This is a genomic window from Halalkalibacter okhensis (genome assembly GCF_000787375.1).
Classification (GTDB): Bacteria; Bacillota; Bacilli; order Bacillales; family Bacillaceae_D; genus Halalkalibacter; species Halalkalibacter okhensis.
This window is the reverse complement of record NZ_JRJU01000025.1, coordinates 44,194-61,342: the sequence shown is the minus strand read 5'-3', so window position 1 is coordinate 61,342 and position 17,149 is coordinate 44,194. Positions and strand designations below refer to the sequence as shown.

Below are 17,149 nucleotides of genomic sequence, written 5' to 3'. Positions count from 1 at the left end.
AGATAAAAGACAATCCAATGGATTGTTTTTTTTATGCGCATAAACAGAGTAAGGAAGGCGCTAAAGAGCTTTTGATACGGAGGAGCCCCTCTTCCTCGAATAGGCCGATGTTACTACGTGAGTAAGCTTCTTGAAAGGCTCCATGTCCCCCTGTGAGACGAACTTCTTTTTTTCGTAAAGGTCATCGAATACTTCTAAGAGAAGCATCATGCCTTCCACGTAGAAGAGAAATGACGAGCCAAGACGTTGCCAGGCGGGCACGCTCCGTATAAAAAGAGAAGAGTTGGGATGAGACTACATGTCGGAAGAGCGTAAGAAGGAACAACATCTTCCTCGAATGGGCCGATGGTTAGATCGTAAATAAGCTTCTTGAAAAAACTCCATGCCCTTTCCCGTTAGAAGAGAAATAGCGAGCCAAAACGTTCCCAGGCACGTACGCCGTGCATAGAAAAAGCCATTCGCCCAACTACTTCATCATTTCGACAGAAAACAATAGACTTCCGCTTGCAAATCTCCAAGTTTAGACAGCAAATTCTTCACTTCCGCCAGAATATCGTTCAAATTGGACAACAAGCCATAAAGAATACCATTGTTTTATAAAAATGAAAACGCAAACCGATGTGAAGTAGCACCTATGAGAGAGTACGTAAAATCGTCCCCGTAGAAAAAGAAAAAACCAGGACATTGCTAGACAACATAGAAGAAGCTTCTTTCCTACAGTAAAAAACAAATTCCTCATTCGACAGTAAAAAGCAGACTTCCGCTTGCAAATCTCCAAGTTTGGACAGCAAATCCTAAACTTCAGACAAAATATGGCTAAACTTCGACAGCAATCCATAAAAGCATCCAAAACTTATAAAATGGACTATAAAAATCCCTCACAAAACAATTATTAAAAACAAAACTCAAAAAGTCATTTCGAAGTAATAATCGTCCTAGCCAGACAAAAACCCTACTCAAGATGTTTATTATCTCCTCAACTAGGTTAAAGACTCCTAAAGGTAGAATGAAATTCTACTAAAACAAGGAGGATGATCGCATGTCTTTAGCAAAACAACTCCAACAACTTAAAGGCCAGTCTTGTCATGAAGGGTACTTAACCATTTATTTACGAACCGATCAAACGAGCAATGATCAACAAAGAGGAGAATGGAAAATTCGCCTTAAAAACGGACTAAAGAAAATAGAAGAATATATACCATCAGAAAATGAAGAAAACAAAAAAGCATATAAAAAAATAAAGAGCAAAGCAATCGAAGCCATTTACTCGCTACAAACTGAATTACCTAAAAGCCTTGTCCTCATTGCATCACCAAATGGAGACTTTTATTTAAGAAAACTTCAAATTCCAGTAGAAAATGAATTTTTTTGGGAGAAACAGCCAAGAACCGAGCAACTTGAAAGATTAAATAAAGAATACCCTATCGAAGGAATCATCTATATTCAAAAAGAAGATATTTTTATGATTGAGACTAGTCTAGGCGAGGTAAACAAAGAAAGATTATATGACTTAGAAATAGACAAGGAAGATTGGAAACAATACGATGGAGTAGCAGCAAGTGAACGGATGGCAAGACGGGCAAATCATCGTGATAAATATGAACAACGCTTTGAAGCAAATCAACAGCGCGCATATAAAGACTTAGCATGTCTAATTCAAAAGGAAGCAGAAAAGAACAAATGGTCTACCATTTATTTAGTGGGTGAAACCGGATTGGTGACGGAGTTTGAGAAGCATTTAATGTTTCCAACTGTAAAAAAGGTAGATAAAAATTATAAAAATTTTTCATCAAAAGAGATAGTTGGACAAGTTGTTGTGTCATAAGTACGTAGAAGAATGATTCATTTTGTTGAAAAATGACACTGAGAAAGGAGAAAAATTGACCTTTTTCAGTGTCTTTCTTCATTTTCAAAGACAAATCAGTTAACTAGAAATGATTTTAAAAATAAATAGTTAGAATATGAGTAAATTAATGACTTTTTATCTAATAATAAAAGGTTATCAACTAGACGAGCCTGGTTATACTAGGAATAAGTCATACATATTGCACTTTTTAAATGGAGCGCATATAATGTTTATAAAGTCAAAGATAGTCAAAGTCAAAAGATGAAGGGAGGGCAAAGCTTGAGAAATATATCTGACATCATTGAAGATTACTTAAAAGCTACTATTAGAAATAGTGGAGATGATCCGTTGGAAATAAAGCGAAGTGAAATTGCTAAGAAATTTCAATGTGTCCCTTCACAAATTAATTATGTGATCCAGACAAGGTTTACGTTAGAAAAAGGATATCAAGTAGAAAGCAAAAGAGGGGGCGGGGGATATATTCGAATAATGAAAGTCAGTCCCCATGACCATCTCGATCTTTTTGATCAAATGATAAAAATTGTTGGTGAAAATATTGATCAACATACAGCAGAGAATATCATTATTCGTTTATTTGATGAGCAGGCTATTACGAAAAGAGAAGCAAATTTAATGATCAGTGTCATGGATCGAACGTTATATAATGCAAACATCAATCACCGAGATGAAGTAAGAGCAAACATTTTAATCGCGATGCTGCAAACATTAAAATATAAAGAATTGACTTAGGGAGGAGGAAAATACATGCTTTGTCAGGAATGTAATAAAAGGAAAGCAAGTTTGCATTTTGCAAAAATTATAAATGGTGAAAAGACCGAGTTCCATATTTGTGATCAATGCGCCAAGGAAAAAGGCGAATACTTCCCTGGGGGAAATAGTTTTTCTATTCATCAGTTATTATCAGGTTTATTACATTTTGAGCAACCCGTGAAAGCAGAGGCCCAGGAAATCAAGCCATCTTGTGAAAAGTGCGGGATGACCTATGAACAGTTTACGAAGGTAGGAAGGTTCGGTTGCGCGAATTGCTATAAGAGCTTTGAATCAAAATTGGGACCTATCTTAAAAAGGGTGCATAGCGGCAACCATACCCATGCCGGAAAGCTTCCTGAAAGAATTGGCGGAGGGATTCAGCTACAACGTCAGATTGAATCATTAAAAACCGAGCTAAAAGGTTTAATTGATCAAGAAGAGTTTGAGCAAGCTGCAAAGCTGAGAGATGAAATTCGGATGTTAGAAAAACAAAAGAATGAGCAAAAGGAGGGCTGATTTGATGTCACTCCAACAATTTATTTCAGAAGCATTAAGCCCATGGATGAAAAAAGATGGCCCAGATTCGGATATTGTGCTTAGTAGCCGAATAAGATTAGCTAGGAACCTTGAAGAATATAAATTTCCTTTACTTGCTTCAATGGAAGAATCATATGCGACTTCTAAGCATATCGGCGAGGCATTAACTCAAGATGAGTACACTGATATTGGCTCACTTGAAATTTTACGAATTGACGATATGAAAGCTAATGAAAAGCGAGTACTCGTGGAAAAGCATCTGATTAGTCCAAATTTAGCAGATCATTCAAAGCATGGAGCGGTCTTGCTTGATAACGATGAAGCTGTCAGTATCATGGTCAATGAAGAGGATCATATACGGATTCAATGTTTGCTTCCAGGTTTTCAACTAGGAAATGGATTAGAAAAAGCCAATCAAATTGATGATTGGATTGAGCAACGTTTAACTTATGCCTTTGATGAAAAAAGAGGGTATTTAACGAGTTGTCCAACAAATGTTGGGACAGGTTTGCGAGCTTCTGTCATGATGCACTTGCCAGCACTTGCCATGACTCAACAATTAAACCGAATTTTACCAGCTATTAATCAATTAGGATTAGTTGTTAGAGGAATTTATGGGGAAGGTAGCGAAGCTTTAGGTAACTTATTTCAAATTTCTAACCAGCTCACACTAGGGAAATCAGAAGAAGATATTGTTGAAGACCTACGTGGAGTGGTCTTGCAGCTTATTCAACAGGAACGAGCAGCACGAGAAAACCTTTTGGATCAATCAAGGTTACAGCTTGAGGACCGAGTACATCGTTCATTTGGTATATTAGCTCATAGTCGAATGATTGAGTCAAAAGAAGCGACGCAACGTTTATCAAACGTTCGGTTGGGAATTGATTTAGGTTTGATTAAAGGTTTGTCAGGGAACATCTTAAATGAACTAATGATTTTAACACAGCCAGGATTTCTTCAGCAGTATGCTGGTGAGGTGTTATCGTCTGAACAACGAGACGAAAGAAGAGCTACGCTGATTAGAGAAAGATTAAAATTAGAGGAAGAAACGAACGAATAATCATGGAGGTGGACGTCAATGATGTTTGGACGTTTTACAGAACGCGCACAGAAGGTATTAGCATTAGCACAAGAAGAAGCGGTAAGATTAGGTCATAACAATATTGGTACAGAGCATATCTTACTTGGTTTAATTCGAGAAGGGGAAGGCATTGCCGCGAAAGCTCTCCAAGCTTTAGGACTAGGCTCTGAAAAAATTCAAAAAGAAGTAGAATCGTTAATCGGTAAAGGGCAAGAAGGTTCTAAGACGATTCATTATACACCTAGAGCAAAAAAAGTAATCGAACTATCAATGGATGAAGCGCGTAAGCTAGGTCACTCTTATGTAGGAACCGAGCATATCTTACTTGGTCTGATCAGAGAAGGAGAAGGCGTGGCAGCTCGCGTTCTAAATAACTTAGGAGTAAGCTTAAATAAAGCACGCCAACAAGTGTTGCAACTACTTGGAAGCAATGAAGTTGGAAATTCTTCAGGGCAAAGTACAGGAGCAACCAATGCCAACACACCAACACTTGACAGTTTAGCACGTGATTTAACGGCGGTAGCAAGAGAAGAATCGCTTGATCCTGTTATTGGTCGTAGCAAAGAAATTGAAAGAGTAATTCAAGTATTAAGTCGTCGTACAAAGAATAACCCAGTCTTAATCGGGGAGCCAGGTGTTGGGAAGACGGCGATTGCTGAAGGGTTGGCACAAGCGATTATTGCCAATGAAGTACCAGAAACCCTACGTAACAAGCGTGTGATGACTCTTGATATGGGTACGGTGGTAGCAGGTACAAAATATCGTGGTGAATTCGAAGACCGTTTGAAAAAAGTAATGGATGAAATTCGTCAAGCTGGAAATGTCATCTTATTCATTGATGAGCTTCACACTTTAATTGGTGCAGGTGGAGCTGAAGGTGCTATTGATGCTTCAAACATCTTAAAGCCATCACTTGCCCGTGGCGAGCTTCAATGTATTGGAGCAACGACCCTTGATGAATACCGTAAATATATTGAAAAAGATGCTGCCCTAGAGCGTCGCTTCCAGCCGATTCAAGTCAATGAACCAACACTTGATGAATCAGAGCAAATTTTAAAAGGGCTTCGTGACCGTTACGAGGCACATCACCGTGTAACCATTACAGATGATGCGATTGAAGCAGCAGTTAAATTATCTGATCGCTACATTTCAGATCGTTTCCTTCCAGACAAAGCCATTGATTTAATTGATGAAGCTGGTTCAAAGGTTCGTCTGAAGTCCTATACAGCACCACCTAACTTGAAAGAGCTTGAGCAACGTCTTGACGAAACGAGAAAAGAAAAAGACGCCGCGGTTCAAAGCCAAGAATTTGAAAAAGCTGCTTCTTTACGTGATTCAGAGCAACGTTTACGTGAAGAGTTAGAAGAAATGAAGAATGAGTGGAAGAAAAAGCAAGGCCAAGAGGACACAGAAGTAACAGCTGAAGACATCGCTCAGGTTGTCGCTAGCTGGACGGGAATTCCTGTTTCCAAGTTGGCGGAAGAAGAGACGGATCGTTTACTTAAGATGGAGTCGATTCTTCATGAACGTGTCATTGGTCAGGAAGAAGCGGTTAAATCGATCTCTAAAGCTGTCCGTCGTGCTCGAGCAGGTCTGAAAGATCCGAAACGTCCAATTGGTTCCTTCATTTTCTTAGGACCAACTGGGGTTGGTAAGACAGAACTAGCAAGAGCGGTTGCTGAAACATTATTTGGTGATGAAGACTCTGTCATTCGTATCGATATGTCTGAATACATGGAAAAGCATACGACGAGCCGACTAGTTGGTTCTCCTCCAGGTTATGTAGGACATGATGATGGCGGACAATTAACGGAAAAAGTTCGCCGTAAGCCATATTCAGTTATCTTGTTAGATGAGATTGAAAAAGCACACCCTGAAGTGTTTAATATCTTGCTACAAGTGCTTGAGGATGGACGTTTAACAGATTCAAAAGGAAGAACAGTTGATTTCCGTAATACCGCTATTATTATGACATCGAATGTAGGAGCAAGTGAATTAAAACGTAGCAAATTCTTAGGATTTGCGACAGAAGGCGAAGGTCAAGAATACAAAGATATGAAAGGGAAAGTGATGGAAGAGCTAAAGCGTAGCTTCCGTCCAGAATTCCTGAACCGTATTGATGAACTAATTGTCTTCCATTCACTTGAGAAGAAGCACATTCGTGAAATTATAACGTTAATGGCTGCTCAATTGAAAGCTCGTTTACAGGAGCAAGGCATAGACTTTGAACTTACTGAAGCGGCAAAAGATAAGATTACAGACCTTGGCTATGATCCAGAATATGGTGCGCGTCCGTTACGTCGTGCGTTGCAAAAGCAAGTGGAGGATCGCCTATCAGAAGAGTTGCTAAAAGGAACGATTTCTAAAGGTCAAAAAGCGATCATTGATGTTAAGGATGACGAATTATTTGTCCAAACATCTGAAACACTTGAAAATCTACAAGTATAAATTTAATCTTAGTGCATACATCACTGGCTCTAAAGTAGAAAAAGCCGAGGGAGAGTCATAATCCCTCGGCTTTTCACCATATAATAGGACTATAAGAGTCACAAAGGGTCTTACCGTTCATAAATTTTTGGTCAGAAGCTCAAGGAGAAAACTTTTTACTTCTACTCTGTTACAATAGATGTAATAGGTAGAAGGGAGAGAAATCATGGCCAAGAAGAAAACGAAATTCGTCTGCCAAGAGTGTGGATATGAATCAGCAAAATGGATGGGCAAGTGCCCGGGTTGCCAAGGCTGGAACACAATGATAGAGGAGTTTGAACCAAGTGCGAAACAAGCGAGTCGAAGCTATGTTACATCTGCTGCAACAGGTTCAAAGCCCCAATCCATTATTTCAGTAAAGAGCGAGACAGAAGCAAGAGTTAGCACGACGATGACGGAATTAGATCGTGTACTTGGTGGAGGAATTGTCCCAGGATCACTCGTTCTTGTAGGGGGAGACCCGGGAATTGGGAAGTCAACGCTTTTGCTACAGCTTTCTTCTAAGTTAGCTGAAACAAAGCAAAAGGTTTTATATATTTCTGGTGAGGAATCCGTGAAACAAACGAAGTTACGTTCAGAACGTCTTGGAGTGTCCTCAGGGGACTTATATGTCTTAGCTGAGACGGATATTGCTTTTATCGAGCGTGCGATAGATGAAGTGAAACCGACATTAGTGATTATTGATTCCATTCAAACGGTCTATCAAGAAGACATCACATCTGCACCTGGAAGTGTGGCGCAAGTTAGAGAATGTACGGCTGCTTTTATGCGCATTGCTAAAACAAGAGGAATTGCTATTTTTATCGTGGGGCATGTTACAAAACAAGGATCCATAGCAGGGCCGAAACTGCTAGAGCATATGGTTGATTCTGTTCTATACTTTGAAGGAGAACGACATCATACGTATCGGATTCTACGTGCCGTTAAGAATCGTTTTGGGTCCACGAATGAAATGGGCATATTTGAAATGAAAGAAACAGGTCTAGAGGAAGTGCTCAATCCGTCTGAAATCTTTTTGGAGGAACGGTCACAAGGAGCGGCTGGATCGATTGTTGTTGCTTCAATGGAAGGAACGAGACCTGTGTTAGTAGAGCTACAAGCACTTATATCACCGACGAGCTTTGGAAATCCAAGACGAATGGCTACCGGAGTCGATCATAACCGGGTATCTCTTTTGATGGCAGTACTTGAAAAGAGAGTGGGGCTTCTTCTTCAAAATCAAGATGCGTATTTAAATGTCGCTGGTGGAATTCGTTTGGATGAACCAGCCATTGATTTGGCTATTGCTCTTAGTATTGCATCAAGCTTCCGTAATCAAATTACGAGCCCTACAGATGTTGCCATAGGTGAGGTGGGATTAACGGGAGAAATTAGACGTGTTTCACGTATCGAGCAAAGGGTAAATGAGGCAGCCAAATTAGGGTTTAAACGGGCGATCATCCCGGAGAAGAATCTAGGGGGCTGGACGTATCCAAAGGATATTGACGTCATTGGTGTACCAACATTAGAACGAGCGCTAGAGGTCGGCTTAGGAGGGTAATAAATGAATGAGGGGAAAAAGCGGCAAGCTTTTATTCAAAATGTATTGAAGCTAGTTGCGCCCGGAACAGATTTGAGAGCAGGGATTGATAATGTTTTACGTGCGAAAACGGGAGGTTTGATTGTCATTGGTTATGACAATGCGATGATACCTATTGTGGACGGAGGTTTTTTTATCAACTGTGACTTTTCACCTGCTTACCTATACGAACTAGCCAAAATGGATGGGGCGATTATTTTAAGTGAAGATGGAAAACGAATCTTGTATGCCAACACCCAACTGGTCCCTAACAATGGGATCACCTCAAATGAAACAGGTATACGGCATCGTACAGCGGAACGGGTTGCTAAGCAAACAGGAAACCTAGTGATTTCGATTTCACAGCGACGAAATGTAATCACTCTCTATCAAGGAGATCACCGCTATTCATTAAAAGATATTGGCGTCATTTTGACAAAGGCCAACCAAGCCATTCAGACACTTGAAAAGTATAAAGTTGTTCTTGACCAAGGCATTACTAATTTGGGCGCACTCGAATTTGAACAACTTGTTACACTTCAAGAAGTGACACAAGTCATTCACAGAGTGCAGATGGTTTTAAGAATAAAAGGTGAGATACTAAATTATATTAACGAGCTAGGCAATGAAGGTCGATTAATTACGATGCAGTTAAATGAGTTAGTAGCAAACACAGAAAAAGAAGCGATTCATTTAATCAAAGATTATATGAAAAACGATCAACAAAATCCTAAAGATCTACTAAAGGAATTAACTAAGTTTCAAACCGAGGAATTATTTGATGAACAAGAGATTGTCAAAGCACTTGGTTATAGCAAAAATATAAATATTCAAGAGCAAGCGGTTTTGCCACGAGGTTACCGGATTTTACATCGTATTCCAAGGCTGCCATCTACCATTATTGAAAACCTAATCGAAAAATATGAGAACTTATCCAATGTTATGTTTGCCAGTATCAATGAGTTAGATGAAGTGGAAGGAATTGGTGAACCGAGGGCAAAGATGATTAAAGATGGGTTAAACCGTATACAAGAACAGCTGTTTGTGGATCGGCATATTTAACATTTAATATCAACATAAATCGTACTGTATAATAGGGAGTTTTCAGAATTGATAAGTGATTTAGCGTTTGATACGTTTCGCGAGTACGGAAGAATTTTGAGAATTTATGTGAAATACAGTTTGATAGGTTTCAAACCGGTAAACTTGTCTATAATAATAAAAGGAGGTGAATATGGATGCTAAAGCGAATTGTACAGCTTTTCTTCGTTCTAGTTGGAGGCACTTTGGGTTTTATCTTCATTCCAGAACTTATCCATATCTTAAATTTTGGCGAAGTACCCGTTTGGGTGACAAATTCCTATGCTGGCGCAGTGATCGGTGCTATTATTTTCTTTTTTGCTACGTTTTGGCTAGCTGATTATATCGTGAATCTCATGAAGCTTCTTGAGGAAGCGATTGTACGGGCTCCAGTCACAGATGTATTGTTTGGTACGATGGGATTAATTGTTGGTCTAATTGTTGCTTATTTAATTGGTATTCCATTAAACGCTATTAACATCCCGATTGTGAGTACCGTTGTTCCTATTTTTGTCACGATTTTCGTTGGATATTTTGGATTCCAAATTGGGTTCAAAAAACGAGATGAGTTGATTAATTTGTTTACACTAACGAGGAATTTAGGCAAGAAAAAAGAGGAAGAGGTCGATCCTTCAGTTGGGAAGCAATTAAAAATTTTAGATACAAGTGTTATCATTGATGGACGTATTGCTGACATTTGTAAAACGGGCTTTTTAGAAGGAACTCTAGTCATTCCTGGATTTGTGTTAGAAGAGTTACAACATATAGCCGATTCATCGGATGTGCTAAAGCGAAATCGAGGGCGCCGTGGCCTTGATATCTTAAATACAATTCAGAAAGAATTACCGATTAATGTAGAAATCTATGAAGGTGACTTTGAAGATATTTCTGAAGTAGATAGCAAATTAGTTAAATTAGCAAAGGTTTCTTCAGGAATGGTTGTAACAAATGACTTTAATTTAAATAAAGTATGTGAGTTGCAAGGAGTCGCCGTATTAAATATTAATGATTTAGCGAATGCAGTGAAGCCTGTTGTGCTCCCAGGTGAGGAGCTTAAAGTTCAAGTGATTAAAGATGGAAAAGAACAGCATCAAGGTGTTGCTTATCTTGACGATGGCACGATGATCGTTGTAGAGGGTGGGCGTGACTATATTGGAAAGCAAATTGATGTTGTTGTTACAAGTGTATTGCAAACAAGTGCGGGACGAATGATTTTTGCCAAGCCTAAGTTGCTTGAAAAGGCACTGTAAAGAGTGGGTTGAAACATAGTAGATCATTTCATAAGCGCTATACTCTTGATGGAGGATAGCGTTTTTCTTCTTTTGTTCTAAGTGTACAGGCTATACTTAAAACAAACATATGCAATTAAATGGGAGAACATGCTAAAATATATATCGGTTTAAAAAAGTAACGTATATATACAATATACAATTCATGGGATTATTATATATTGCTTTGATAGGAGAGAATACAATGGAGTATCGAGTTGTCATCCCTGCAGCTGGCCAAGGGAAAAGAATGAAAGCAGGCAAGAACAAGCAATTTCTTGAATTAAATGGCCAACCGCTTATTGTACATACGATCCGTTTGTTTCAGGAAGATTCGTGGTGCGACCAAGTGGTCCTTGTAGCTAATCGCGAAGAACTTGAAATCATGAATGAGTTAGCAAAGAAGCACTCCCTATCTAAAGTGACCGTAGTAGAAGGTGGAGAAGAACGTCAGCATAGTGTTAGAAACGGGCTTAGCTCTATTTTGGCAGATAGCATTGTTTTGGTCCATGATGGAGCAAGGCCATTTGTTCCTAGGGATGTCATTCACGCTTTAGTGCAAAAAGCGGCTGAGATGGGGGCTGTTACAGCGGCCGTGCCAGTGAAAGAGACGATTAAACGGGTCCTCTCCAAAAGAGTTGTGAATACATTGAAGCGTGAGGAACTGTGGACCATTCAAACACCGCAAGCGTTTCAGCTATCGTTAATAAAAGAAGCACATGAAAAAGCACAAGCTGCTGCTATGCTCGGAACAGATGATGCGAGTTTAGTTGAATGGTTAGGACATGAAGTTGCGATTGTTGAAGGGGATTATCAAAACATTAAGCTTACCACTCCTGAAGATTTATTGTTTGCAGAAGCTATATTTAAGGAAAGAGAGATGAGATAGGCATGAGAATTGGACAAGGGTTCGATGTTCATCAGTTAGTTGAAGGCAGACCACTTATACTTGGGGGGATAACGATTCCTTATGAATTAGGTCTCCTTGGACATTCTGATGCAGATGTATTGTTACATACGATTGCTGATGCAGCGCTAGGGGCAATTGGCGAAGGGGATATTGGCAAGCACTTTCCTGATACAGACAGTGCGTTTAAGGATGCAGACTCTGCGAAGCTTCTTACTCATGTATGGGAACTCGTGAAAGAAAAAGGATACAAGTTAGGAAATATCGATTGCACCATTATCGCTCAAAAACCGAAAATGGCTCCGCATATTGAAACGATGCGAGCGCGTATTGCTGAGTTGCTAGAGGCCGATGTTAGTCAAGTGAACGTAAAAGCAACGACAACAGAAAAACTAGGATTTACAGGGAGAGGCGAAGGAATCGCTTCGCAGGCAACAATTCTTTTAGTAGAGCAGTCATAAAAAAAGGTTTAGTTGACCAAAGTAGTGATATAGTGATATAGGTAATTAACATAAACATGTTATTATGCATAATAGGATCATAGAAATGGAAGGTGTATATTATGGGAAGTGACGTTCGCGTTCGTTTTGCTCCTAGTCCAACAGGACATTTACATATTGGTGGTGCTCGTTCTGCCTTATTTAACTATTTGTTTGCGAAAAGCCAGGGCGGGAAATTTATTTTGCGTATTGAAGATACTGATCAAGCCCGCAATGTCGATCAAGCAAAAGAGAAACTATTAGATAGTTTGAAGTGGCTTAAAATGGATTGGGATGAAAGTATTGATGTAGGTGGAGAATATGGGCCGTATAGCTGCATGGAACGTGTAGGGTTGTACAAAGAATATCTAGACCACCTTCTTAAAGAGGGGAAAGCATACTACTGCTATATGACAGAGGAAGAATTAGAGGCAGAGCGTGAGGAACAAAAAGCACGTGGGGAATTGCCTAAATATAGCGGTCGTGATCGAGATTTAACTGAAGAGCAGCGTAAAGAATATGAAGAAAAAGGAATTAAGCCGGTTGTGCGTTTCCGTGTTCCTGAAGGAAAGCTCATTCAAATTCAAGATGCAGTTCGTGGCGAAGTTACATTTGAATCGGATGGAATTGGTGATTTCGTTATTGCGCGTAAGGATGGCATTCCAATGTATAACTTTGCTGTTGTAATTGATGACCACCTCATGAAAATTTCGCATGTTATCCGTGGAGAAGAGCATCTATCAAATACACCAAGACAAGTGTTGCTTTATGAAGCGTTTGGTTGGGATGTGCCGAAATTTGCACATGCATCGTTAATTCTAAATCCAGATCGCCAGAAGATGAGTAAGCGGGATGAGTCCATTATTCAATTTGTTGAGCAATACAAAGAGCTTGGGTACATGCCAGAAGCCATCGTTAATTTCCTTGCTTTATTAGGTTGGTCTCCTGTTGGGGAAGAGGAGATTTTCTCTGTAGACGAGCTAGGAGAACAATTCACATTGGACCGAGTGGCAAAAGCTCCTGCTGTTTTTGATACAGACAAACTAGCTTGGATGAATAATCAATACATTAAAAATGCTGACCTTGATCAAGTGGTTGAGCTTGCATTGCCACATTTAGTTAAAGCTGGAAAGCTGTCAGAAGACATGACAGACGAACAAAAAGATTGGGCTAAGCGTTTAATTGCCTTGTATCAGGAGCAAATGCATTATGGTGCTGAGATCGTTGAGTTAACAGAACTTTTCTTTAAAACAGAAATTGGGTATAATGAGGAAGCACAAACGGTTTTAGATGAAGAGCAAGTTCCTGAAGTGTTAGCTCAATTAATAAAAGAGTTAGAAACAATGGAAGAGTTTACGGCTAGTACCATTAAGGATGCTATGAAAGCAACTCAAAAAGCTACAGGTCATAAAGGCAAGAAATTATTTATGCCGATCCGTGTAGCAACGACAGGGCAAACACATGGACGTGACTTGCCGGAATCATTGGAGCTTTTAGGCAAAGATGTTGTTGTTGCTAGACTTCATAGCTTATTAAATAAATAAGGTTACCGTGTTGAGAGGGAAAAGTAAAAGTGAGTCATTCCTTGCAGAGAGGACCATCATTGGCTGAGAGTGGTTTAGGAATCTTGCTTTGAACATGCACCCTTGAGTCTCTTTTTGAACATTATTTTTAGTAGGAAAGAGCGAGTTGCTTCGTTACAAGCTAGAAAAGATGAGTAGGTATTGCCTTCTCTAAGCAGAGTGGAACCGCGCCAAAAGCGCCTCTGTGCATCCTAGATGCACAGAGGCGCTTTTTTTGCTAAGTAGATCATTTAAGGGCAGCGGGTCCTCTAAAAGGGGGATGAGAACACATGGGGAAAAAATTTCGCACGTTATTAAATGATGTTGACGTTGTATTTGAACAAGATCCTGCCGCAAGAAGTAGACTTGAAGTGATATTTACGTACTCGGGTGTTCATGCAATATGGGCACATCGCGTAGCACACTGGCTTTGGAAAAGGAAAATGTGCTTCTTAGCTAGATCGATTTCACAAATTAGTCGTTTCTTCACCGGGATTGAAATCCACCCTGGTGCAATAATTGGTCAACGCTTGTTTATTGACCACGGAATGGGAGTGGTTATCGGAGAAACATGTGAAATTGGAAATAATGTCACGATCTATCAAGGGGTCACTCTCGGAGGGACAGGAAAAGAAAAAGGGAAGCGTCATCCAACAGTAGAGGATGGTGTCTTAGTTGCATCAGGAGCTAAAATACTAGGTTCCTTTACAATTGGAAAAAATGCACGTATAGGGGCTGGCTCCGTTGTATTAAAAGAAGTGCCAGCTAATTCTACAGTTGTGGGGATTCCAGGGAGAATTGTTATTCAAGATGGAGTAAAGGTTGAGCATGGATTGAATCACCATCTTTTGCCTGACCCGATAGCGGATAAATTAAAGGAATTGGAAGAAGAAATCAAAGCATTGAAAGAAGAACGGGAGCATCTGAGGTCATCAACAAAAAAGTAGCCTAATGCATAATGTAATAGAAATAAGAAAGAGGGAGTAGATCCAATGTCTATTCATGTTTACAACAGTTTAACAAAAAAGAAAGAACCCTTTATTCCGATGGAAGAAGGTAAAGTAAAGATGTATGTGTGCGGACCGACTGTATACAACTACATTCATATTGGGAATGCAAGGCCTCCGATTGTGTATGATATGGTCAGAAGATATTTAGAGTACAGAGGGTTTGACGTTACGTTTATATCGAACTTCACGGATGTTGATGATAAAATCATACGGGCAGCTAATGAAATTGGAGAAGATGTATTTCAAGTAGCTAATCGATTTATTGAAGCCTATCATCAAGATACATGCGCACTTGGGGTAAAAGAGGCCGACATTCACCCTCGTGTTACAGAAACAATGCCTGAAATAATCTCCTTCATCGGCGCGTTAATTGAAAAAGGATTCGCCTACGAATCAAGTGGGGATGTTTATTTTAGAACAAGAAAATTTAAAGATTATGGAAAGCTTTCATCTCAATCGATTGATGACTTGCGATCTGGAGCACGTATTGAAGTAGATGAAAGAAAAGAAGACGCTCTAGACTTTGTGTTATGGAAGGCGGCCAAAGAAGGTGAGATCTCATGGGAAAGTCCATGGGGAGAGGGAAGACCGGGCTGGCATATTGAATGCTCCGCTATGGTTAAAAAATATTTAGGGGACACGATTGACATTCATGCAGGCGGGCAAGATTTATCTTTCCCTCATCATGAAAATGAAATTGCTCAATCGGAAGCATTAACAGAAAAACCGATGGCAAATTATTGGCTTCATAACGGATTTATTAACATTGATAATGAAAAAATGTCGAAATCACTCGGAAATTTTGTTTTGGCCAAAGATATTATTCGACAACATTCAGCAGAAGTCGTTCGTTTCTTTATGTTAACAGCTCATTATCGCAGCCCTATTAACTTTAGTGATGAGTTACTAGAGGGGGCTAAAAGTGGACTCGAACGATTAAGAACAGCGGTATCGAGTTTAGAACATAGGCTAGAAGAATCAGCTGGCTTGGGTGAAAAAGGAGATTGGCTAGAGAGGATCGGTGCACTAAAGGATCGTTTTATCCAGGAAATGGATGACGATTTTAACAGTGCTAATGGAATTTCTGTTCTGTTTGACTTAGCAAAAGAAGCAAACCGCTACCTTCGCGAAGAGCAAACATCGAAGGAAGTACTAGAGGCATTTCTGCAATTATTTACAGAGTTTGCTGAGGTATTAGGGCTTACGCTCCACTCACAAAAAGAGTTACTGGATCATGATATTGAAGAGTTAATAAAACAACGTAATGAAGCGCGCAAACAAAAGGATTTTGCTCTTGCTGATAAAATTCGTGATGAGTTAAAAGAACAAGGGATTGTGTTAGAGGATACAGCTCAAGGTGTTCGTTGGAAACGAGGCTAGTATGAAGATCATTGAAGCAAATACAGACTTGAAACAACTTAACGCGCTAGCGCTTGCTTACATGGGTGATTCGGTGCTTGATATGTATGTACGCTACTATTTAATTGCAAAAGGAAATGTAAGACCGCACCGCCTTCATGTGGAAGCAACGAAATACGTTTCAGCTAAGTCACAGGCGTATATTATGGGTAGGCTAATAGAAGAAGAGTTTTTAACTGAGGCTGAGATGGCGGTATTTAAACGTGGAAGAAATGCGAAATCAGGCTCAATTCCTAAAAACACAGATTTAAACACCTATCGCTATTCAACAGGATTTGAAGCGATGTTAGGCTATCATTATTTTCAAGGAGAGCACGAGCGCCTTGATGAAATTATCAAAAAAGCTGTTGAAGTGGTTGAAGAAAGATAACGGTTATAGAAAGGAGGAAATAAGATGAGTCAAGAATTTATTGTCGGTAAGAATCCAATCATTGAAGCATTGAAAGCAGGGCATTCCATTAATAAAATTTGGATTGCAGAAGGTTCTCAAAAGGGCCAGATGACAAAAGTTGTACAGCTTGCCAAAGAAAATGGCGTGTTGATTCAACACGCCCCAAAGAAAAAATTAGCTCAACTTGTTGATACAGATAACCATCAGGGAGTGGTGGCATCCATAGCAGCCTATGAGTATGCAGAGATGGAGGATTTGTTTCAAGCAGCAAGTGAGCGCGGGGAGGAGCCCTTTTTCTTACTGTTAGATGAGGTGGAGGACCCACATAATCTAGGTTCTATTTTACGTACAGCTGATGCTGTTGGTGCCCACGGAGTCATTATCCCAAAACGCAGAGCCGTAGGGCTGACACAAACAGTAGCCAAGTCTTCAACTGGGGCCATTGAATATGTTCCAGTTGTACGTGTAACAAACATCGCAAGAACAATGGATGATTTAAAGAAACGTGGGCTCTGGTTTGCTGGGACAGATGCTAAAGGAACAGCTGATTATCGTCAAGCGTCATTTGATATGCCGATTGGTCTTGTTATTGGAAGTGAAGGGAAAGGGATTAGTCGTTTAGTGAAAGAAAAGTGTGATTTCCTCATTCGAATTCCCATGGTTGGTCATGTCACATCGTTAAATGCCTCAGTTGCTGCTAGCTTGCTCATGTATGAAGTATACCGGAGACGTCATGAAGTAGGCAGTGAGTAA

The 17,149-nt window shown here is 39.8% G+C and carries 15 protein-coding genes and 1 other annotated feature; all 15 genes read left to right on the top strand.

The features are described from left to right. Positions 1-1,039 precede the first annotated feature (1,039 nt). The 15 genes from LQ50_RS16815 (at position 1,040) to rlmB (ending at position 17,149) form a co-directional block, all read left to right on the top strand. Complete coding sequence (locus LQ50_RS16815; RefSeq protein WP_034631544.1) at positions 1,040-1,825, top strand: VLRF1 family aeRF1-type release factor; 786 nt, start codon at positions 1,040-1,042, stop codon at positions 1,823-1,825. A 300-nt stretch (positions 1,826-2,125) separates the two neighbouring features. Beyond that, positions 2,126-2,596 carry a CtsR family transcriptional regulator gene (locus LQ50_RS16810; RefSeq protein WP_034631542.1) on the top strand — a complete coding sequence of 157 codons (471 nt, stop codon included), beginning with the start codon at positions 2,126-2,128 and terminating at the stop codon, positions 2,594-2,596. 15 nt (positions 2,597-2,611) lie between these two features. Then, entirely contained in the window at positions 2,612-3,133 is a 522-nt protein-coding gene (mcsA, locus tag LQ50_RS16805) for a protein-arginine kinase activator protein McsA (protein WP_034631540.1), read from the top strand. Positions 3,134-3,137: 4 nt separating this feature from the next. After that, positions 3,138-4,214 (top strand): protein-arginine kinase McsB, encoded by a 1,077-nt coding sequence (gene mcsB / locus LQ50_RS16800; protein WP_034631538.1) that lies wholly within the window; start codon positions 3,138-3,140, stop codon positions 4,212-4,214. An 18-nt stretch (positions 4,215-4,232) separates the two neighbouring features. After that, positions 4,233-6,683 (top strand): ATP-dependent protease ATP-binding subunit ClpC, encoded by a 2,451-nt coding sequence (clpC, locus tag LQ50_RS16795; RefSeq protein ID WP_034631537.1) that lies wholly within the window; start codon positions 4,233-4,235, stop codon positions 6,681-6,683. A 205-nt stretch (positions 6,684-6,888) separates the two neighbouring features. Then, positions 6,889-8,262 (top strand): DNA repair protein RadA, encoded by a 1,374-nt coding sequence (radA, locus tag LQ50_RS16790; protein ID WP_034631536.1) that lies wholly within the window; start codon positions 6,889-6,891, stop codon positions 8,260-8,262. 3 nt (positions 8,263-8,265) lie between these two features. Further along, positions 8,266-9,342: a DNA integrity scanning diadenylate cyclase DisA gene (gene disA / locus LQ50_RS16785; RefSeq protein ID WP_034631534.1), complete on the top strand. Its 1,077-nt coding sequence runs from the start codon at positions 8,266-8,268 to the stop codon at positions 9,340-9,342. A gap of 176 nt (positions 9,343-9,518) precedes the next feature. Continuing rightward, positions 9,519-10,610, top strand: coding sequence for a PIN/TRAM domain-containing protein (locus tag LQ50_RS16780; RefSeq protein WP_034631533.1), 1,092 nt, complete (start codon positions 9,519-9,521; stop codon positions 10,608-10,610). Positions 10,611-10,833: 223 nt separating this feature from the next. Next, complete coding sequence (gene ispD / locus LQ50_RS16775) at positions 10,834-11,517, top strand: 2-C-methyl-D-erythritol 4-phosphate cytidylyltransferase (protein WP_034631531.1); 684 nt, start codon at positions 10,834-10,836, stop codon at positions 11,515-11,517. Between the two features lie 2 nt (positions 11,518-11,519). Further along, on the top strand, positions 11,520-11,996 hold the full coding sequence (ispF, locus tag LQ50_RS16770) for a 2-C-methyl-D-erythritol 2,4-cyclodiphosphate synthase (protein ID WP_034631530.1): 477 nt from the start codon (positions 11,520-11,522) through the stop codon (positions 11,994-11,996). 101 nt (positions 11,997-12,097) lie between these two features. Further along, positions 12,098-13,558: a glutamate--tRNA ligase gene (gltX, locus tag LQ50_RS16765; RefSeq protein WP_034631529.1), complete on the top strand. Its 1,461-nt coding sequence runs from the start codon at positions 12,098-12,100 to the stop codon at positions 13,556-13,558. Between the two features lies 1 nt (position 13,559). After that, positions 13,560-13,784: a binding site (T-box leader), on the top strand. Positions 13,785-13,866: 82 nt separating this feature from the next. Next, entirely contained in the window at positions 13,867-14,523 is a 657-nt protein-coding gene (cysE, locus tag LQ50_RS16760) for a serine O-acetyltransferase (protein WP_034631527.1), read from the top strand. A gap of 45 nt (positions 14,524-14,568) precedes the next feature. Further along, complete coding sequence (gene cysS, locus LQ50_RS16755; RefSeq protein WP_034631526.1) at positions 14,569-15,966, top strand: cysteine--tRNA ligase; 1,398 nt, start codon at positions 14,569-14,571, stop codon at positions 15,964-15,966. A gap of 1 nt (position 15,967) precedes the next feature. Continuing rightward, positions 15,968-16,375, top strand: a complete 408-nt coding sequence (locus LQ50_RS16750) for a Mini-ribonuclease 3 (protein ID WP_034631525.1) — start codon at positions 15,968-15,970, stop codon at positions 16,373-16,375. Positions 16,376-16,399: 24 nt separating this feature from the next. Further along, positions 16,400-17,149 (top strand): 23S rRNA (guanosine(2251)-2'-O)-methyltransferase RlmB, encoded by a 750-nt coding sequence (gene rlmB, locus LQ50_RS16745; protein WP_034631523.1) that lies wholly within the window; start codon positions 16,400-16,402, stop codon positions 17,147-17,149.